The organism is Oceanicella sp. SM1341 (assembly GCF_003448965.1).
GTDB lineage: Bacteria > Pseudomonadota > Alphaproteobacteria > Rhodobacterales > Rhodobacteraceae > Paroceanicella.
The window spans coordinates 38,023-54,576 of record NZ_QRGC01000030.1; the positions used below are offsets into that span (position 1 = coordinate 38,023).

General features: G+C 60.2%; 15 protein-coding genes. 5 read left to right on the forward strand and 10 right to left on the reverse strand.

Annotation, left to right across the window (positions count from 1 at the left end):
* Positions 1-195: 195 nt before the first annotated feature.
* Entirely contained in the window at positions 196-1,149 is a 954-nt protein-coding gene (locus D3P35_RS21235) for an SDR family NAD(P)-dependent oxidoreductase (RefSeq protein ID WP_118137644.1), read from the reverse strand.
* 76 nt (positions 1,150-1,225) lie between these two features.
* Positions 1,226-2,212, reverse strand: coding sequence for an oxidoreductase (locus tag D3P35_RS21240; protein ID WP_370032152.1), 987 nt, complete (start codon positions 2,210-2,212; stop codon positions 1,226-1,228).
* A gap of 59 nt (positions 2,213-2,271) precedes the next feature.
* Between D3P35_RS21240 and D3P35_RS21245 the strand changes: the two genes are divergently transcribed.
* Complete coding sequence (locus D3P35_RS21245) at positions 2,272-2,862, forward strand: TetR/AcrR family transcriptional regulator (RefSeq protein ID WP_118137648.1); 591 nt, start codon at positions 2,272-2,274, stop codon at positions 2,860-2,862.
* Positions 2,859-3,275: a nuclear transport factor 2 family protein gene (locus tag D3P35_RS21250; protein WP_118137650.1), complete on the forward strand. Its 417-nt coding sequence runs from the start codon at positions 2,859-2,861 to the stop codon at positions 3,273-3,275. The genes D3P35_RS21245 and D3P35_RS21250 overlap by 4 nt, the downstream gene beginning before the upstream one ends.
* Before the next feature lie 122 nt (positions 3,276-3,397).
* Here D3P35_RS21250 and D3P35_RS21255 read toward each other — a convergent pair whose 3' ends face one another.
* From D3P35_RS21255 to D3P35_RS21265, 3 genes are read right to left on the reverse strand one after another with little or no spacing between them, the layout of a single operon-like run.
* Positions 3,398-5,623: a xanthine dehydrogenase family protein molybdopterin-binding subunit gene (locus D3P35_RS21255; RefSeq protein ID WP_118137652.1), complete on the reverse strand. Its 2,226-nt coding sequence runs from the start codon at positions 5,621-5,623 to the stop codon at positions 3,398-3,400.
* A 4-nt stretch (positions 5,624-5,627) separates the two neighbouring features.
* Positions 5,628-6,605 carry a xanthine dehydrogenase family protein subunit M gene (locus D3P35_RS21260; protein WP_118137654.1) on the reverse strand — a complete coding sequence of 326 codons (978 nt, stop codon included), beginning with the start codon at positions 6,603-6,605 and terminating at the stop codon, positions 5,628-5,630.
* Complete coding sequence (locus D3P35_RS21265) at positions 6,598-7,098, reverse strand: (2Fe-2S)-binding protein (protein WP_118137656.1); 501 nt, start codon at positions 7,096-7,098, stop codon at positions 6,598-6,600. Before D3P35_RS21265 ends, D3P35_RS21260 begins: the two co-directional genes overlap by 8 nt.
* A gap of 618 nt (positions 7,099-7,716) precedes the next feature.
* Here D3P35_RS21265 and D3P35_RS21270 point away from each other — a divergent pair.
* A complete protein-coding gene (locus D3P35_RS21270; RefSeq protein ID WP_118137658.1) occupies positions 7,717-8,145 on the forward strand; it encodes a cupin domain-containing protein in 429 nt (142 codons plus the stop codon).
* 207 nt (positions 8,146-8,352) lie between these two features.
* On the opposite strand, the gene D3P35_RS21275 is transcribed toward D3P35_RS21270, so the two are convergent.
* A complete protein-coding gene (locus tag D3P35_RS21275; RefSeq protein ID WP_118137660.1) occupies positions 8,353-9,249 on the reverse strand; it encodes a LysR family transcriptional regulator in 897 nt (298 codons plus the stop codon).
* Between the two features lie 104 nt (positions 9,250-9,353).
* Here D3P35_RS21275 and D3P35_RS21280 point away from each other — a divergent pair, with 104 nt between their 5' ends.
* Positions 9,354-9,644 (forward strand): putative quinol monooxygenase, encoded by a 291-nt coding sequence (locus D3P35_RS21280; RefSeq protein ID WP_118137662.1) that lies wholly within the window; start codon positions 9,354-9,356, stop codon positions 9,642-9,644.
* 50 nt (positions 9,645-9,694) lie between these two features.
* Positions 9,695-10,708: a zinc-binding alcohol dehydrogenase family protein gene (locus D3P35_RS21285; RefSeq protein WP_118137664.1), complete on the forward strand. Its 1,014-nt coding sequence runs from the start codon at positions 9,695-9,697 to the stop codon at positions 10,706-10,708.
* Between the two features lie 769 nt (positions 10,709-11,477).
* Here the strand turns inward: D3P35_RS21285 and D3P35_RS21290 are convergent.
* The 4 genes from D3P35_RS21290 to D3P35_RS21305 form a co-directional block, all read right to left on the reverse strand.
* Positions 11,478-12,905 carry a hypothetical protein gene (locus tag D3P35_RS21290; RefSeq protein ID WP_118137666.1) on the reverse strand — a complete coding sequence of 476 codons (1,428 nt, stop codon included), beginning with the start codon at positions 12,903-12,905 and terminating at the stop codon, positions 11,478-11,480.
* A 181-nt stretch (positions 12,906-13,086) separates the two neighbouring features.
* Entirely contained in the window at positions 13,087-13,545 is a 459-nt protein-coding gene (locus D3P35_RS21295; RefSeq protein ID WP_118137668.1) for a Mov34/MPN/PAD-1 family protein, read from the reverse strand.
* The gene (locus tag D3P35_RS21300; RefSeq protein ID WP_118137670.1) at positions 13,520-15,244 is read right to left on the reverse strand and encodes a ThiF family adenylyltransferase; all 1,725 of its coding nucleotides are present in this window, start codon (positions 15,242-15,244) and stop codon (positions 13,520-13,522) included. The genes D3P35_RS21295 and D3P35_RS21300 overlap by 26 nt, the downstream gene beginning before the upstream one ends.
* Entirely contained in the window at positions 15,241-16,458 is a 1,218-nt protein-coding gene (locus D3P35_RS21305) for a nucleotidyltransferase (protein WP_157982252.1), read from the reverse strand. The genes D3P35_RS21300 and D3P35_RS21305 overlap by 4 nt, the downstream gene beginning before the upstream one ends.
* Positions 16,459-16,554: the final 96 nt, after the last annotated feature.

Sequence of the window (16,554 nt, forward strand, 5' to 3'; positions counted from 1 at the left end):
GCAGCGACATCGGCAAATCAGCCGCCCTATATGCCGCGCCAGCGGCTTCGTTCAATCCCCACAGACCCTAGTCCGAAAAAACTAAGTTTCATGACATTCATCTCATAAATTAGGACAACTATGCGCGCGGTGGGGGACAGATAAGTAAAAGGAAAAAACCGTTCCCAGTTGATATGTAGTGACCACACGCTTACTTCACGGTTGTGCCCATTTCATGCCAGTCATCTTTTCGCTCAGGCTCCAGAGTTTATATGCAAGCTCCGGATCGACGGCATAGTCACGTACGGTGTTGGCCAGCGGGCTGTCGCTCGTGACGACTGGAGATATATCACAGTCCGCGCAATAGGCGCCGCCCATGCCGTCGAGTTGATCGCTCAATGCGGCCCAGACCTGGGTCGCCGCCCCTTCGGCGATGCTTTTGACATAAACCTTGGAAAACCACAGCAGCGGCATCGCCAGCAATTCCTTGAAGGTAAGGAACCGCTTCAGGTTGGTCGAAGGAATCCGGCCGGGGTGAACGGCGAAGGCGCGGATGCCGAAGGCCCGGCCTATCGTGTCCAGATGTACCGCGAATAGGGCATTTGCGGTCTTCGACTGACCATAGGCTTCCCATTTGTGATAGTGGCGCGTTTCAAAATTGGGGTCGTCAAAATTCATCGATGAATAACGGTGGCCGTAGGAGGATAGCGTCACGACGCGTGCTCCGTTTGCCCGCTTCAAAGCATCCCAGAGCAGCGCAGTGAGATGAAAATGCCCGAGATGATTGGTTGCGAACTGTAGCTCATATCCCCGACTGTCCCGGTGGAGCAGGGGCAAGGCCATGATGCCGGCATTGTTCATCAATATGTCGATGCTGTCGCACTCGGCCAAAACCTGCTGCGAAAACGCCACGACCGAAGCGGGATCCGCCAAATCCAACCGGTACGCTTCAGCGGTGGGGATGTCCGAGAGGGCCGTCCGCGCCTTGTTCAGGTCGCGCGCACCGACAATGACCCGTGCGCCGGCGCGAACAAGCACCCTTGTCGCTTCGAGCCCGATGCCCGAATGCCCGCCGGTGATGAGTGCCGTCTTCCCGTGGAGATCGCAATTCCTGGCGATTTCCTCGGCCGTGGTCTTTTCCCCGAAGCCGGAATGGATGGCCGTTTGCACTGTTTAGTCTCCGCTTCTCGTGAATTCAGGGCATGATCGATCGGATCCAGGTGCGGTCGAACGCACAACCGATTGTTCAGTCGATCATTCCCAGTGAGAAATCCCACAAGCGAGCCGCCTGATCGGGATCGATCGCCCAGCGGCGCACGCCACTGACGTCCGGGCTGTCGTCCGCAACGATGGGTGAAATATCGCAATCCGCGCAGTAGACGCCCCCTTTGCCGATAAGCTGCGGGCTGGTCGCGGCCCACAGGCTCGTGGAAGCGCCCTGCGGATTCGTCTTAAGGTGTGACGGCACATAGTCCGGACCAACCTTTGTGGCCTGCAGCGCGGCGGCCTTTTCCTCTTCCGTCATGTAACGGGTGAGATCGGTCGTTGGAATCCGACCCGGATGCACCGCGAAGCCGCGAATGCCCGACGCTTTGCCCAGTGTGTCGAGGTGAACAGCGAAAAGGGAATTGGCTGTCTTCGACTGCCCATAGGCGCGCCACGGGTCATAGTCCCGATGCGCGTAATTGATATCCTCGAAGTGGATGGGCGAGAAGCGATGCCCGAGCGAGGAAAGCGCCACCACCCGAGCGTTATCGGCGGCGATGAGCGCGTCCCAGAGGCGGAGGGTCAACTGGAAATGCCCAAGATGGTTGGTGGCGAATTGCAGCTCATAGCCCCGACTGTCGCGCATGAGCGGCGTCGCCATGATGCCGGCGTTGTTGATGAGGATATCGCAAGCCATATGTGTCCGCAGATAGCCGGAAGCGAAACCATCGACAGAAGCAGGGTCAGCGAGGTCGAGCGGGAGAATTTCGACATTTCTCAAGCCGGAAAGCGTTTCCGCCGCCTTGTCCACGCTCCGCGCGCCGACCACCACTGTTGCGCCGGCCGTAGTGAGAGCCTTCGTCGTCTCGAGACCTATACCGGAGTGTCCTCCGGTGACGACAGCGACCTTCTGGTGAAGGTCGATCCCGGCCATGACCTCTTCCGGCGATGTTTCGACTCCGAAACCCGATTTGAGAGGGGTCTGAGGGGTTCCCATAAGTGCCTCCATATACAGACAGTTAGACATATGCTGGTTATTTGTATATCTTTTTGACACTTTGATGGCAACCGTCTATTTTGTCAGGCATGAGTAACGACAAACGCCGCCACATTCTCGATTGTGCCTTGGATGTGTTCTTCCGCTATGGATTCAAGCGGGTCTCGATGAATGAGATCGCCGAGGCTGCGGGCATATCGCGGCCCGGGCTCTACCTTTATTTTCAGAGCAAGGAGCAGGTCTTCAGCGAAGCGATCGAGCGTCAGGGTGCGCTGCTGATCGAGGACATTGAGACCAACCTGAACGCCTACGACACAGCCGCGAACAAGCTGCTTTATGCCTTCGAGGTTTGGACGATCCGCAATTTCGACCGCAATAAGAATTCGCCCGAGGCGCGGGAAATCGTCGATGCAACGCCGCTTTTTGCACGCGACGCTCATAAAGCAGTCTATGAGAAATTCGAGGCGTTGTTGGCTTCAATCATGGAGGACGCGGACATTGATATTCAGCGCCTCGGACTTTCGGCGAGGGATGTCGCTCGACTCCTTTCCAGCGCGATGCGGGGCTTCAAGCTCGTTGCGCAGGACGGGGCTGAACTACGGCAGATGTTGAAGAGCCTGATTGCGCTCGCACTGACATCGCCATCCCGTGAGGAAACTCGAAAAGCGAGGAATCCGTGAACGATATTGATCTTGCGGCCTACGAGGCCGTTACCCCATATTTTGACCTGGTCCGCACAGCACTTGGAGATCTCGTCCAAGGTGCGCACTTCTTCGATATTGTTGCCGACGAAATCACATACGAAGTTCGCTATGATCTATTGGCATGGCCCCGCTTAATCACTGGACGCAGCGCTTTGATGGCGGTGTTCAAGGGGTACGGTGATTATATTACACTGCAATCCGCAGACAATTTGATTGTCCACGCGACAGATAATAGGAATGTGGCCGTCCTCGAATACGAGGTCCATGGCAAAGTTCTCGCCACAGGCCGAAAATACGACAATCGCTTTTGTTCAATTGTCCACATCAAGGACCGGAAGATTGTGGAGTGGCGAGATTACATGGATTCTTTCGCCGCATGGATGCATTAAACCCGGATTGAGAGAGGCTCCGCCTTGACGATGTGATCCCCCACCGAGGGCATTTATGTGCCATCGGTGGGTCGGCAATGATCGACTGAAGAGAGTAGCCACATCATCAATGAACAGGCATTTTAGACCAGCCTAAGTGCACCCAGGATCTTGTCTGGTGTGATGGGCAAATCGTGCAAGCGCGCACCCGTCGCATCGAAGATCGCATTACCCACGGCTGCGGCGACACCCGTTGCCGCGAGTTCACCGATGCCGCGAGCGCCGAGAGGACCGGCCTCGTGGTCGAACTCCTCGACGAACGAGATGTCGAGATCCGCCGGGATGTCGGCGTTGACCGGGATGGGCACCCCGGCGAGGTCGCGGGAAATCCAGCGCCCACGTTCGGGATCGAGGTGACTTCCTTCCATCGTGGCCATTCCCCAGCCCCAGATGATGCCGCCCGTGATCTGCGAGCGGGCAGTCAGCGGGTTGAGAATTCGGCCGGCGCTGTAGACACCCGTCGCGCGGCGCAGCCTGACCAGTCCAAGATCCGGGTCGACCAGAACTTCGACAAAGAGTGCCCCAAAGGACCGTGCGGGCCGACCTGGCGCCCCCATGTCGACATATGCGCCGCCGGGCAGGGCAAAGGTGCTCTCGCTCGCAATCTCCTGCATGCCCATCAATTTCATTGCGTCTTTGATGGAAAGACGCTCATTGTTCCGCCGAATACAGCCATCTTCCATGACGGTTTCCGCAACAGGCCATTGCAAGTGGGCTGCGAGCTTCGCCTTGATTTCCCGCGCCGCCATGAGGACGGCGTTTCCGGTGCTGATCGTGGTGGACTGGCCATAGGTGGGCCCTGCGGCGGGAAGGCCGGTTTGTCCGTGATCGGAGGTCACTGCGCTCAGCGGAAGACCCAGGGCCTCGGCGGCGACCTGACGGAAGATCGTGGCGGGGCCTGTGCCCATGTCGCAGAAACTGGATGCCACATGGGCCGTGCCTTCAGCGGTGAGCGTCAACCCTGCAGAGGACTGGAAGCGCGCTTGTCCTTGGCTGCAATCGGCCATCCCGAAGCCGCGCAGCCAATATCCATCACGCGTGCCGCCTTCCGGCCGTGTGCGCCATCCGAAGCGCCGTGCGCCTTCCTCGTAGCACTCGAGCAGCATCTTCGATGACCAGGGTTCGCCCGTCTGCGGCTCCGTATCGGCATGGTTCCGAATGCGCATATCGAGAGGGTCGATTCCCGCTTCATGCGCCAATTCGTCAAGCGCTGATCCCAAGGCCCATGAGCCGGGTCCGTCCCAGGGTGCTCGCATGAAGGTCGGAAGATTGATGTTCCCGCGCTTTACCCGCTGGCTGATGCTGATGTTGTCGCAAGCGTAGAAGCTGCGCGCCGCCGCCGAGCCGAACTCGACGTAGTCGTCGGTCAGGGAGGTGACATTCTCCACATCCTGACGGATCGCCGCGAGCTGGCCCTTCTCGTCGCAGGCAAGCGCCATGTGCTGGGTCATCTGCGGCTGATAGCCGACCATGTTGTACATGTGCTGGCGCGTCAGAACGAACTTGACCGCCTTGCCGCAGACCTTTGATGCCATGGCCGCGAGAATCTCGTGCGGCCAGACGAAGGCTTTGACGCCAAAGCCGCCACCGGTATGGGGGGCGATGACGCGAACATCCTCTATGGACAGGCCGAAAACGGCGGCCAGCGTTATCTGCACCGAACTGATGTGCTGCATCGAATCCCAGACCGTCAGCTGGCCATCATGCCAATGCGCGACAATCGCCGACGGCTCCATCGCATTGGCGTGGCGCGACGGTTGGGTATAGATGCTTTTCACCTTATGAGGTGCGGAGGCATAGGCGGCATCGGGTGTACCCTTCGTCCAGTCCAGCGGTCCCGAACCCGAGTAGTTCCCGCGCGCTGGATCGGCACTCTGCGGGACTTGGTGCTCCGGATTTATGTATGAATGGGTGCGGTAGATGGGCTTGACCAGCTTGGCCGCTTCCGTCGCAAGTGCGAGTGAGGGCGCAAGTACAAGAGCGACGACCTGACCTTCATAGAGGATCAGGTTGTCTTGCATCGGAATATGACGTGTCGCCAATGGCGGCACCGTGATGTTGTCGAGATCGGGATGTAGGCGAGGCATATCGCGCGCGGTCAGTACCACGATGCCATCGGCGAGTGCGAGTGCCTGCTTCGCATCAATGCTTTCCAGCTCTCCGGCGGGAATTGTCGCCAGAACAGGCACGGCGTGCATCTGTCCGTCGACCTTCTGATCCCCGGCATACCGCGCTTCACCCCTAACCTTTGAGGGGCCATCTACACGCGTCACCTTTTCGGATATGACGGATGACTCTTGATGGGACATGGGATCAATTCTCCGAAGCTAGTTCAATTGCCCGAAGCGCCGCATTGCGGGCCAAGGTGATCTTGTATGCGTTTCCGCTCAGCGCGCGTGCCTCGGCAAAGCCTGCATCGACGGCCTCGGCGATGTCTTTCGAGCCAAGGCGCTTACCGACCAGTAGGTCCTCCGTTGCCAGGAGCCGCCACGGGCGCATTGCCACAGAGCCGAGAGCGATGCGTGCATTCCGGATAGTCTCCCCATCAAGGTCGAGTGTGACCGCGGCGGAGACGAGCGCGTATTCGTAGCTCTGGCGCTCGCGCACCTTCAGATAGGCCGAGTGTGGTGCAGGCGTGGATATCTCGATCCCTGTAATCAGCTCACCGCGCCCCAGCACGCTGTGCGCCGATGGGTCTTCGTCGGGAAGCACATGAAACTCGCGCATCGGGATCCGCCGCGTGCCATCCGTCGACTGGACGATGACGACCGCGTCGAGCGCGGCAAATGCGACGGCAGGATCGGACGGCTGTACCGCCACACACTCCGGTGTCCAGCCGAAGATCGCCATGCGTTCGTTGTGACCTTCATAGGCGGCGCAGCCGGAACCGGCATGCCGCTTGTTGCAGGCATTCACCGTCTCCTCCCGGAAATAGGGACAGCGCACGCGCTGGAGGGGATTGCCGCCGATCGTCGCGAGGTTGCGGAGCTGTGCGGATGCGGATTGAAGGATAGCGGAAGAGAGAACAGGAAAGTCACGCTTGATCGCCGGATGGCACGCAACGTCGTTGAGGCGGCACAAGGCGCCGATCCGAAGCCCCCCCTCAATTTCTTCGATGCGGTCTAGGTGCCCCAGATCGCGAATGTCGACCAGCAGGTCCGGACTTTCGATGCCAATGCGCATCCAGTTCAGCAGCTCTGTGCCGCCGGCCAGGATGGCGGCTCCATCACGATGCCCCAGATCCATGGCGTTGTCGGCAGAGTTTGCCCGCTCGTAAACGAAGTTATGCATTGTCTGCCTCCATCCTGCGGGCGGCCATCTCCACCGCTTCAGCGATCTGCGGGTAACAGGAGCAGCGACAGAGGTTGCCGCTCATCCATTCGCGGATCTCTTCCGTAGACCCGGCGTGGCCCTCCTCGATGCAGGCAACTGCCGAGATGATCTGCCCGGAGGTGCAAAAGCCGCACTGCAAGGCATCGGCCTCGATGAAAGCCTGCTGGACGGGATGAAGCTCACCGTCCTTCGCCAGCCCCTCGACAGTGACGACCTCGTGGTTCGACGCAGATGCGGCCAGAACGAGGCACGAGTTGACGCGCCTGCCGTCCACGAGGACCGTGCATGTGCCGCACTCGCCCCGATTGCAGCCTTTTTTGGCTCCGGTCAGGTCAAGCTCTTCGCGGAGGAAGTCGAGAAGCGACAGCCGAGGCTCGACGCTGGCCTGCACGGGCCTGCCGTTGACGGTAAGCGAAATATCGATCGTCTGAGATCGGGCGGATGCAGACATGGCTATCCTTTCTCTGTCTTATGTGGGCGAGAGAATGACCGGAAACCTAGCAGTAACTTCGATCGAAGAACGGCCAGCACAGGGGGCGCGTATCATGATGATCGGGCATCGTACGCGATCCGTGTATCTGCAAAGACCTTCCGAGGCCGCGCTTGACGCCAGCGGCAAGGGGCTGTGCGGCACCGGGCACCTACTATTCTCTCTCTTCAAACGGACAGATACATCAATCCAAACAATACATTTAGTGCGGGTTTGTCAGGACATTAATGACAAATGGCAGGGAATGTCGGCGGCGCCTATGTCAAATCTTCGCGGTCGAACCACTGCCCCCAAATAGGAAGGCATTTATAAATGCGTTGATATTTGGATCGGGTGCTTTTCTTTTCTCCGTCCGTGCGGCTACACTTTCCCGTTCGGCGAGCACGAGCGTATGACGATATCTGCACATGCCGCTTGTCACCAACAGCGATCGGATCATATGGATTGGCGTGGCAGCAGTGAAAGCGAGGAACCTCGTCGCAGAGCGCTATGGTCCGGGTTAGTTAATACGCCCGGCTGCGCGCTGTCTAACCTGTGCGACCTGCTTCAGTTTTTGTGTGATTCAATAGGATATATGACATGGACACTCAGGGCCAGAAATCAGCACGTTTCGTGGTCTCGGACGTCGCTGCGGCTTTGCCGGAAAGCGCCGATACGTTATTGGTCGACCGCTACATGACGGATCGGGAAGCCGCGAGTTCGCGCGTCTTCCGCGTCTACAAGGGGACGCCGCCGCATTATCATGCGACCTGTGATGAGTATCTTTACGTTTTGGCCGGTCGCGGCACATTCTGGATGGAGAGCGCCGAGACCCAGGCGGAGTTCGCGCCCGGGCACCTGCTGTTCTTCGAAAAAGGTACGGTCCACGCTCTGCCGGACATCCTGGAGCATCCTGTGATTTTTTTGTCGATCGACACACCTCGCCGCGACCCACGCGACATCATTTTCGTCAATTCGGAAGACGGGTCGCCGGAGACCTTCATGGCCCGGAACGCGACGAACAATTGACGTATCCGAACGGTCAAGAAGCCATTGGAACGTTTGATCGTGGGCCCGCTGAGGCTTTCAGGCTATTGAGCCATCACGAGCGGCAAGCGATCCAATTCCTGAAGCCGTTTTGAGGATCACGGCACGCGATCCAGATCGTCATACAGCCGAAATCCAAACCCGCATTGCACTAATGAATCGCTGTTTGCCACCTGTAAGGGGGCTTGGCTAAGGCATTGCACTGCTCAGAATCCCGATTTTCAGCGCATCCGCGAAGGCGCCGATCCGGCGTGGTTGTGCCCGACCAGGGGGGAACATGATCTGCATCGGAATTGCCGGCGCGGCGAAGTCCTCCAGCAAGGCGACCAGCCGACCGGCGGCCAGATCCTTTCGGACATCAAGTTCTGACTTCAGGATGATGCCATGGCCCAGCATGGCCCACCGCCGCACCAGGTAGCCGTCGTTCACGACCTTGTTTCCCTGCACCGTCACCTGCTGCGTCGATGGTCCGGCGCCGAAACGCCAGACATTGTCCAGCGTCTGCCCGAAGCGCATCACAAGGCAGGTATGCCGGGCCAGGTCGTCGGGAACACGAGGCGTTCCATGCCGCGCCAGATAGGTTGGCGCGGCGCAGACGATGCGCCGAAAGTGGCCGATATTGCGGGTGCGCAACGTGCTGTCGGTGATCGCGCCGAACCGCACCGCTAGGTTGAACCCTTGTCCCACCATATCGACGTACCCGTCGGTCAGCGACAACTCGACCGAAATCGCGGGATGTTCTTGGGTGAAGCGTTCCACGACCCGGGACACGATGGTGCGGCCAAGATCGACGGGGGCGCTCAGGCGGATCGGCCCGGAAAGCGTTTCGGCGCCGTGGCGGATACGGGCATCCAGGTCTTCGATCTCTGCCAGGACGGACTTGGCGCCCTGCAGCAGGGTCCGGCCTTCCTCCGTCAGGCTCAGGGTGCGGGTCGTCCGGTTGAACAGCACCACGCCGTAATGCGCCTCGAGGGCGGACAGGCGTTCCGACACGGTGGTGGCGGAAAGCCCGGCCTCGCGCGCGGCGGCGACCAGGCTGCCCTTTTCCGCGATGGTCTGGAACAGGCGGATATTGTCGATAAGCATTAATCGGATTTTCCGGATTATATTTCCGATACTGTCCCGTTTATCCGAAAATATCAAGCAACTAGCTTGGGCATGATCGAACGCGAGCCCGGAAGGATGTTCTCATGACCAAAGTGACGATCGTCGCAAATATCCACGCGAAGGACGACAGGATCGACGTCGTGAAGGCAGAACTGCTCAAGCTGCTTCCTATCACGCGCGCGGAAGACGGCTGTATCACCTACGACCTGCATCAGAACGATGAGGATCCCGCGCATTTCATCATGCTCGAACTGTGGCAAAGCCGCGAGCTGCTGCAAAACCATTCGAACGCCCCGCATATGGCGGCGTTCAAGGCGGCAACGGCCGATGCGACGACCGCCTTCACCGTGCACAAGCTGACCCGGATCGGCTGATCCCGCATCCGAAGGCCGACCTCCCTGAAACAAACCAAAGGACTACCCTTATGAAAGCTGTTGGCTATATGACCCCCGGCGCCATCGACCGCGATGACGCGCTGATGGATATCGACATCGAAAAACCCACCGCGACCGGTCACGACATTCTTGTGAAGGTCGCGGCCGTGTCGGTGAACCCCGTCGACACCAAGGTGCGCACTGGCCGCCCGGCCGAGGGCGACACGCCCGTTATCCTGGGCTGGGATGCCGTGGGCGAGGTCGTGGAAACCGGCGCGCAGGTCACGCGGTTCAAGGCCGGGGACAGGGTCTGGTATGCCGGTGCGATCAACCGCCCGGGCACCAATTCCGAATATCACCTCGTCGATGCCCGGATCGTCGGCAAGGCGCCCAAATCCATCGCCACCGCTGCGGCTGCCGCGCTGCCGCTGACGACTCTGACCGCGCAAGAGATGATCTTCGACCGCCTCAAGGTGACCGACCCGGTGCCCGGCGATGCGAAGTCGATCGTCATCATCGGGGGCGCCGGTGGTGTGGGGTCCATCGCGATCCAGCTTTTGCGCGCCCAGACCGATTTGGTCGTCATCGCAACCGCATCGCGCCCCGAAACCCAGGACTGGGTTCGCCAGCTTGGCGCGCATCACGTCATCGACCACGCCAAGCCGCTGGCCGAACAGATCGCCGCGCTGGGCATCGGCGCGCCGGGTTTCGTGTTCTCGACCAACCATTCGGACACCTACGTGCCGCAGATCGCCGAGTTCATCGCGCCGCAGGGCCGCGTTGGCCTGATCGACGATCCGGAAACGTTCGACATCATGCCGTTCAAGCGCAAGGCCGCGTCGATCCATTGGGAACTGATGTTCACCCGGTCGCTGTTCACCACCGCGGATATCGCCCAGCAGGGGGAAATCCTTGATACCGTGGCTGACATGATCGACACCGGCAAGGTCAAGTCCACCGCGACCGAAACCTTCGGCACCATCAACGCCGAAAACCTCAAGCGCGCCCATGCCCTGATCGAAAGCGGCAAGGCCAAGGGCAAGATCGTGCTTGAGGGCTTCTGAGAAGCAGGTGCGCAGGCGCGCCCGCGTCAACGTCCAGACTATTCGCCTTGCCTCGACGAAATGTTGCGCCTGCGCACCCGCCCTCACCCGGTTGAAGACGGGATGCCGAACCCGCACCACTTTCTCATGCGGCTCGCGCAGGGTTTCAATAATGCGAAAGGGAGAAGTCGATTATCGACCTCAGCAATCATTTGGGAGCGGACCAAAGGCCATCGTTTAAGCGCAACGCTCCTGATCCTCTCGTCCTTCCCGAACATCCGCAGACCCGAATCTAAAAGGATATGAACCCGCAGTTGCCGCAAGCGAAGGCAGTGGCCTATGCCGCGTGGGTTATCGCATCCGGCGGCCAGAAAACGCACGGTGGTATCTTTACAAGAAATCAAGGGCGACGGCCCGGAGGTCGTCGTTATATCGATTTGATTTGTATAAGAAAACTGAAGCGGGCGAGGGATTTGAACCCTCGACCCCACCCTTGGCAAGGAGCTACTTACGCCGCTGTCCGCAAAAGCAAGTTAAGGTGGGTGCACGTCCCCGCAACCATCATTGCTTGCGATGACCCCGTCCTCCTGATCCGCGACGGCCATAGGTCCTGCCTCAATGGATTGATTGGTGGCTCCTGCAAATCGGTCCTGATCCAACTCCATGGTGAAGCGGCGCCGGAATGGTTCGCGCCGCTGTCGGCTTGAGATTTCAAGACAGCAATCTGCCGCTGTTGCTAGGACGGATTCAGGCGCCGGGCGACCACGGCCCGCGATCCGCAGTCGTCTGCCTAGCTCTCATGTTTGGGGGCGTCGTCTGGCCGGTCTGGCGTTTCCGCGCCGGCTAAGTCGTCGTCCTCAGCCGGTGGTTCGGGCGGCGGCAGTACCCAGCCGTCGGACTGAAGGAAGATGATAACGTCTTCGTATTTGTCGGTTCGGCGCGTCCGGCGAATGTGTTGATAGAAGCGATTCCGCGCATCGTGGCTCGGGCGGTCGGCGGGCGTCGCGTTGCGAAGCAGAGCGAGTAGAAGTGTGTCTGTCTCTGCTGCGTCCCAGTTCTGTCCGTTGTCGATTACGGCGTCGAGAAGCTCGTCGAGTTGTTGGCGGCCGAGGCGGCCGGCGAATGGCGTGATGAGGTCGCTGAAGTTTGCTTCTGACCTGCGCCAGCTACCAGAGCCTTTGTATTCTTCAACTGCCCGGGCCCACAGGTCGGCGAGCGGGTGCGAAGCGACCGCGTTGACGAGGTGCTCTCGATCGAGGGCGGCAATGAGGGCTAACAGCGCGACGCGGAATTGCGGGAGGGTTACGCCGGCCAAGATGCGATAGTCGGTCAACGTCGCGGGAGCGGCGTTGTCGATCGTCGCCTGTAGGGCGGTGCGGGTCGGCTCCTGAAGCTGTGGCCACAAATCCGGAAATGCGGCGATGAAGGCAATGGCGCGAGGCCGGTTCGCCGGCTCGAGATTGTCGATCAACCTGATGATTGCCTGAGTGAGGTCCGGCCAAGCAGGAGCGGCGCGTTCGCGCACCGCGACCAGCGAAGGAATGATCTTGCGATGGAGCGGGTCCCAATGCGCCGGCACGCCCTTCAGGAGGGATTTTGCGAGCACCGTGCCGAAATTGCGGACGTTCTGGGTGCGGACCCGCGCGAGGTAGCGTTGCTCAACATAGTCGAGGATTCGTTCATAGGCAGTCGGAAAGCCCGGTGACTGCACGTCAACGTCATAGAGGTCAAAGATCGCCTTGCCCTGCAAGGGTTCCTGCGACAGCACGAGATCGACAGCATTGACGAGATGAAGCCGCGCCAGTTCGGGCGATGGTTCAAAGAGATCGGCCTCGGCCGAGAAGGCTGGATGGGCGCAGAGATGCCGATCTTCGCGAAGGCGCTCCAAATGGGTTTTGGCGATGCGATTGACGACTTGGGTGTTGGCCGTCGCATCTTCGAGGATGCTCCCTTCAAGCTGAAGCAGTTTGGCGATGTCGCCTGCGACAGTCGCGTTATCCCAGGACTGGAGAAATGCAGTCGTGGCCGCATCGCCCATGGCGCTCAGCTCGCGGTACTTGGCGATCAGATCATACACGAGGGCGACCCAGGCAGAGGTGAGTGCGCCGCGCAACGCGCCGGCCTTGTAGGCTTTCACGGCGTCCAGAAAGTACAGTTTCGACTGTGGATGCCGAATTCGGGTGAGCAGTATGTCGAGGTCTACAAATCCAGTGTCCACGGTTCTTAATCCAGAGAGCAATTGTTTCGAGGCAATATTACCTTGCCTCATACGCGACGGAAAATCCCGCGTCTTCGTCTTGGGGCTTCGAGTATGTGGGCGCGACTATGGGCGGCGCAGGCGTTTTGGCGGTCGGCGACGTATGTAGCGCTTTGCAGCAGATGCGACCTTAAACCTAAGATCAGATTGTGAGCGCGACCTCCCCGGGCGCGGCATGTCGGACGAACATGTAGGCAGCGGCTTCGACACGGAAAAAGCACCGCAATCTGACGATCATGAGAGCGGAAAAATCGATATCCCGCTCGCCGTGGACCAGACTTTGCATCGACATGATGTCCTCTTGGCTCGGCCGAACTGGGAAGCTGGGATGCGAATGCCATTCGCCGAGGTAGTTGAAGCGTTTGAAATCAGATCCGGTCTTTTGGAAGAAGCTTGCGAGAGCTTCCGCATGATGTTCAGGGCTGCGCACGAAATGAGCGGCGGTCCCGGTCTTATCGTCAACAGAGAAGTCGACGATGCGGAAATGGTCCGGCGCGACTTGCTCACCCATAAGGATACCGCCGATTTCACGCCGGCCGGCACGTCTCAGGCATTTGCGAAGTCGCGCCCGCTGGTTACTTGGAAGACTGATCGTGACCATCGAATGCCGTGGGCAAGAGTTCGCGCAGCAGGGCAAGGCTCTCTGCGACGGAGGCGGGGTCCTGTTCTACCTTCCAGGGTTCGGAGCCGGTGAGTTCGATTGGCCACGTCTCGAACGGCTGGGAGAAAATCCAGGCAGTGCGCAGGCCGATCGCATAGGCTGCCACGGGAAAAGCGCTAGCCTCCGGGCGCGTGAGCACGTCGGTCGCCAGGCGTGCCAAATGTCCTGCGATGACGGAGACCTCTGCATCGTCAGCCACAAGCGGGCCGCCGCTCTCGGCTGGCGCTGTGTATGGTGCGGAGATGCCAGCGAGCGGGGCGGGGACGCCGTGTGCATTGCACCAGGCATTGATCTGATTGCGGGCCGCCTGAGGTTCCGGCTCATGGCCTGATCGAACCCGCGCCACGAGACCGCCGATGCCACCGGCGAATACCTCGCCCCAGACGAACGGTTTCAAACTTTCCTTCGCAACCGCGGCGCAAAAGTTGAAGCAATGCGCGTCGGCAGTGGCGTCGATGATGACGTCACAGGCTCGCAGCGCCGACATCACCGAGTCCGTCGAATCGGCGCTTTCCTGGCCGCCCAGCGCGACCCGCCGCACGGTGACGTCGATTGTTCCTGCAATCTCGATGAGGCGGCTGCGGACAGCGTCGACCTTGTGAACACCGGCCGCTGCGGCGCCCAGCTCGTTCCGCACGAGGTTTGCAGCGAACATGACGTCGTCATCAACGAGCGTAAACTTGCGCACTCCTGCGCGCGCCAGCATCGCGGCGACCTTGGAGCCAAGCGAGCCGCATCCGACAATGCCAACGCTTTTCCCGGGAAGGATGGCGTAGTCATCCGAGAGTCGGCTGCCGGCAGCGACCTTCAGGATCCGTGAGCGACCGAAGTAGCGCTTCTGGCAGCCGTCATAGGCATAGAAATGCGCAATCTCGGTCTCCGACACCAGCACAAGGTCCATCTCGCCAGTGGCGGCGAGCGCCTGTTCGCGGAGTGTCGCGAGGCCAAGATCACCGAGCAGGTTTGCGATGCTCTCCTGTGCCGCCGCTGGCATGGCCGCTCCCTGCGGTAGTCGGATGGCATGGCCCCGCTTCGTCATTTCGCGAATGCCGGCGGGCCACGCGCGCGCATCGGCGACACCATTGATCTCGGCGATCGTCACGGTGAAAGTTTCCGCGTGGTACTTCTCCGCAATGCCTATCTCGATGGACTGAGCGGATTCTATCGCCTTCAGGCGCTCTTCGATCGGCAGCGTCAACAGGAAACGGAAGTATGAGCCGCGGACGCTTTGACCGATAGAAACGGCGTGTGCCGAAGGCAGTTCGGGACCGTCGACATCGCGCTCACCAGCGATCAAACGCTGCGCGCTTTCGATCATCATCGCCCCGGTGATCGTCGTCTCCCAGTTGTCAGCGCGGTATTCGAGACAAAGATTTCCACCCGCGCCGTACTGGTGGCCCGAGAGGCGGCCACCATCGCGGGGCACTACCATGGGCGGGGCATTTGGGTGGAATTCCGCATAGGTCATCGTGAGCGGAATGCTGGCGCAGTCGTGTTCGATCTCGAAGTCGACGGCAAACGCGGCGCCGTCCGACAGATACCAGCGCACGCCTTTGAGCCAGCTCACGCGCTCTGCGAGATCAGCGACGCTCTGACGCTCGGATCGCGCACGTGTCGGGTTCTCGAGCCACCAGATCATTCCGCGCCGCCGAACCCCTGGGGCTTGGTCGGAACACGGCTTCTGTCCGGAAAGGAGAGACCTGCGCTGGCCGGCGCCACCGACGCGGTTTTCAGCAGCGGGGATCGTGCCGGCGGCTGGCGGCGGCGTGCCGCCCGATCGGCCAGCGAACCGCCGACGCCGCGCCCTACGGTCTCGGTGATCACGGTCTTGTCGCTCGAATGGGCTGCCTCGGCAAATTCCGTCCTGGCCTTCTGCAGCCATTCCGCGAAGGCCGTCGCCCGCTCAGTGTGTTCCGCCCACTTATCGGCAAAGTTTTCGAGCGGGTCGGTAGGGTTCGGGATCCAGTACCGGTTGTCGTGCCATAGGATGTGCTTGTCCATGCCTGCGAGAATAACCGCCAGCGCTTCTCCGACTGTCTCTTCGCCGTTGTACGAGTGTGCCGCGAGCGTGGTGATGATGACGGAGATCGGTCGGTCTTCCTTGCGACCCTCAAAGGTATGATCCCGGTGCCGTTTGAGGATCATGACCGCGGCCTGAAGAGGCGTGCGGACCTTGTAGTCTGGAATATCCTCGACGCTCGCCTTCACGCTCTCGGCGAGCGTGCGCTTGCGGCGTTCGAGAGCTGCCGCCATCCGGCTCTTGAACCACTCACAGTAACCCTTGGGATTCGAGCGTGGCCAGTCGTCCGTGACGGCGGTGTAGGTCGCACCCTCCTTATCGGTGATGGCGATCGCGGTCGTGGTCCAGCGGGTGTCGACGCCGCGGGATTCCAGGAGGATGCGGGCGCTTTGGCCATTCGGAACGGCGGGCACCACATCCATGTGGAACTGCGCGCCGTCGGCATAGTCGAGCACCCAGCAACGGCGGCCCTCGCGAAGCGGCTTGTTCATATTCTGCGCCTTGCGATAGGCCTCGATCTCCACGCCGAGGAGGGTCTTGAGCTGCTGCTGCGTCAGCGAGGTCTTGCCGAGCTTCTGAAGCTCGCAAACGGAATCGACATCGTATTCCTCGGCGTCGCTTGAGGGCCGGATGGTCGTACCGAGGCGGAAGGACCCCTGCACGTAGACCTTCGGGTCGTACTGCCGGACGCTCGATGTGTCGCGGTGCAGCCAGTCCCCCAGCGACTTGTAGCTCCGCTCGGCTTGCTCGTACCGGCTGGGGGGCACGCTCAGTTCTTCGGCAAGATCTTCGAGGAATTCCTCACTCTCGCGGGTACGCGTCTGCTTGTCCACTATCGGCCTCCTAGATGAAGCCCAGGCGCCGCATGTGGATTGTCGAACTGCGCGGTTGAGCTTTGAGGATAAAACGTGAACACTATACTGAACTCG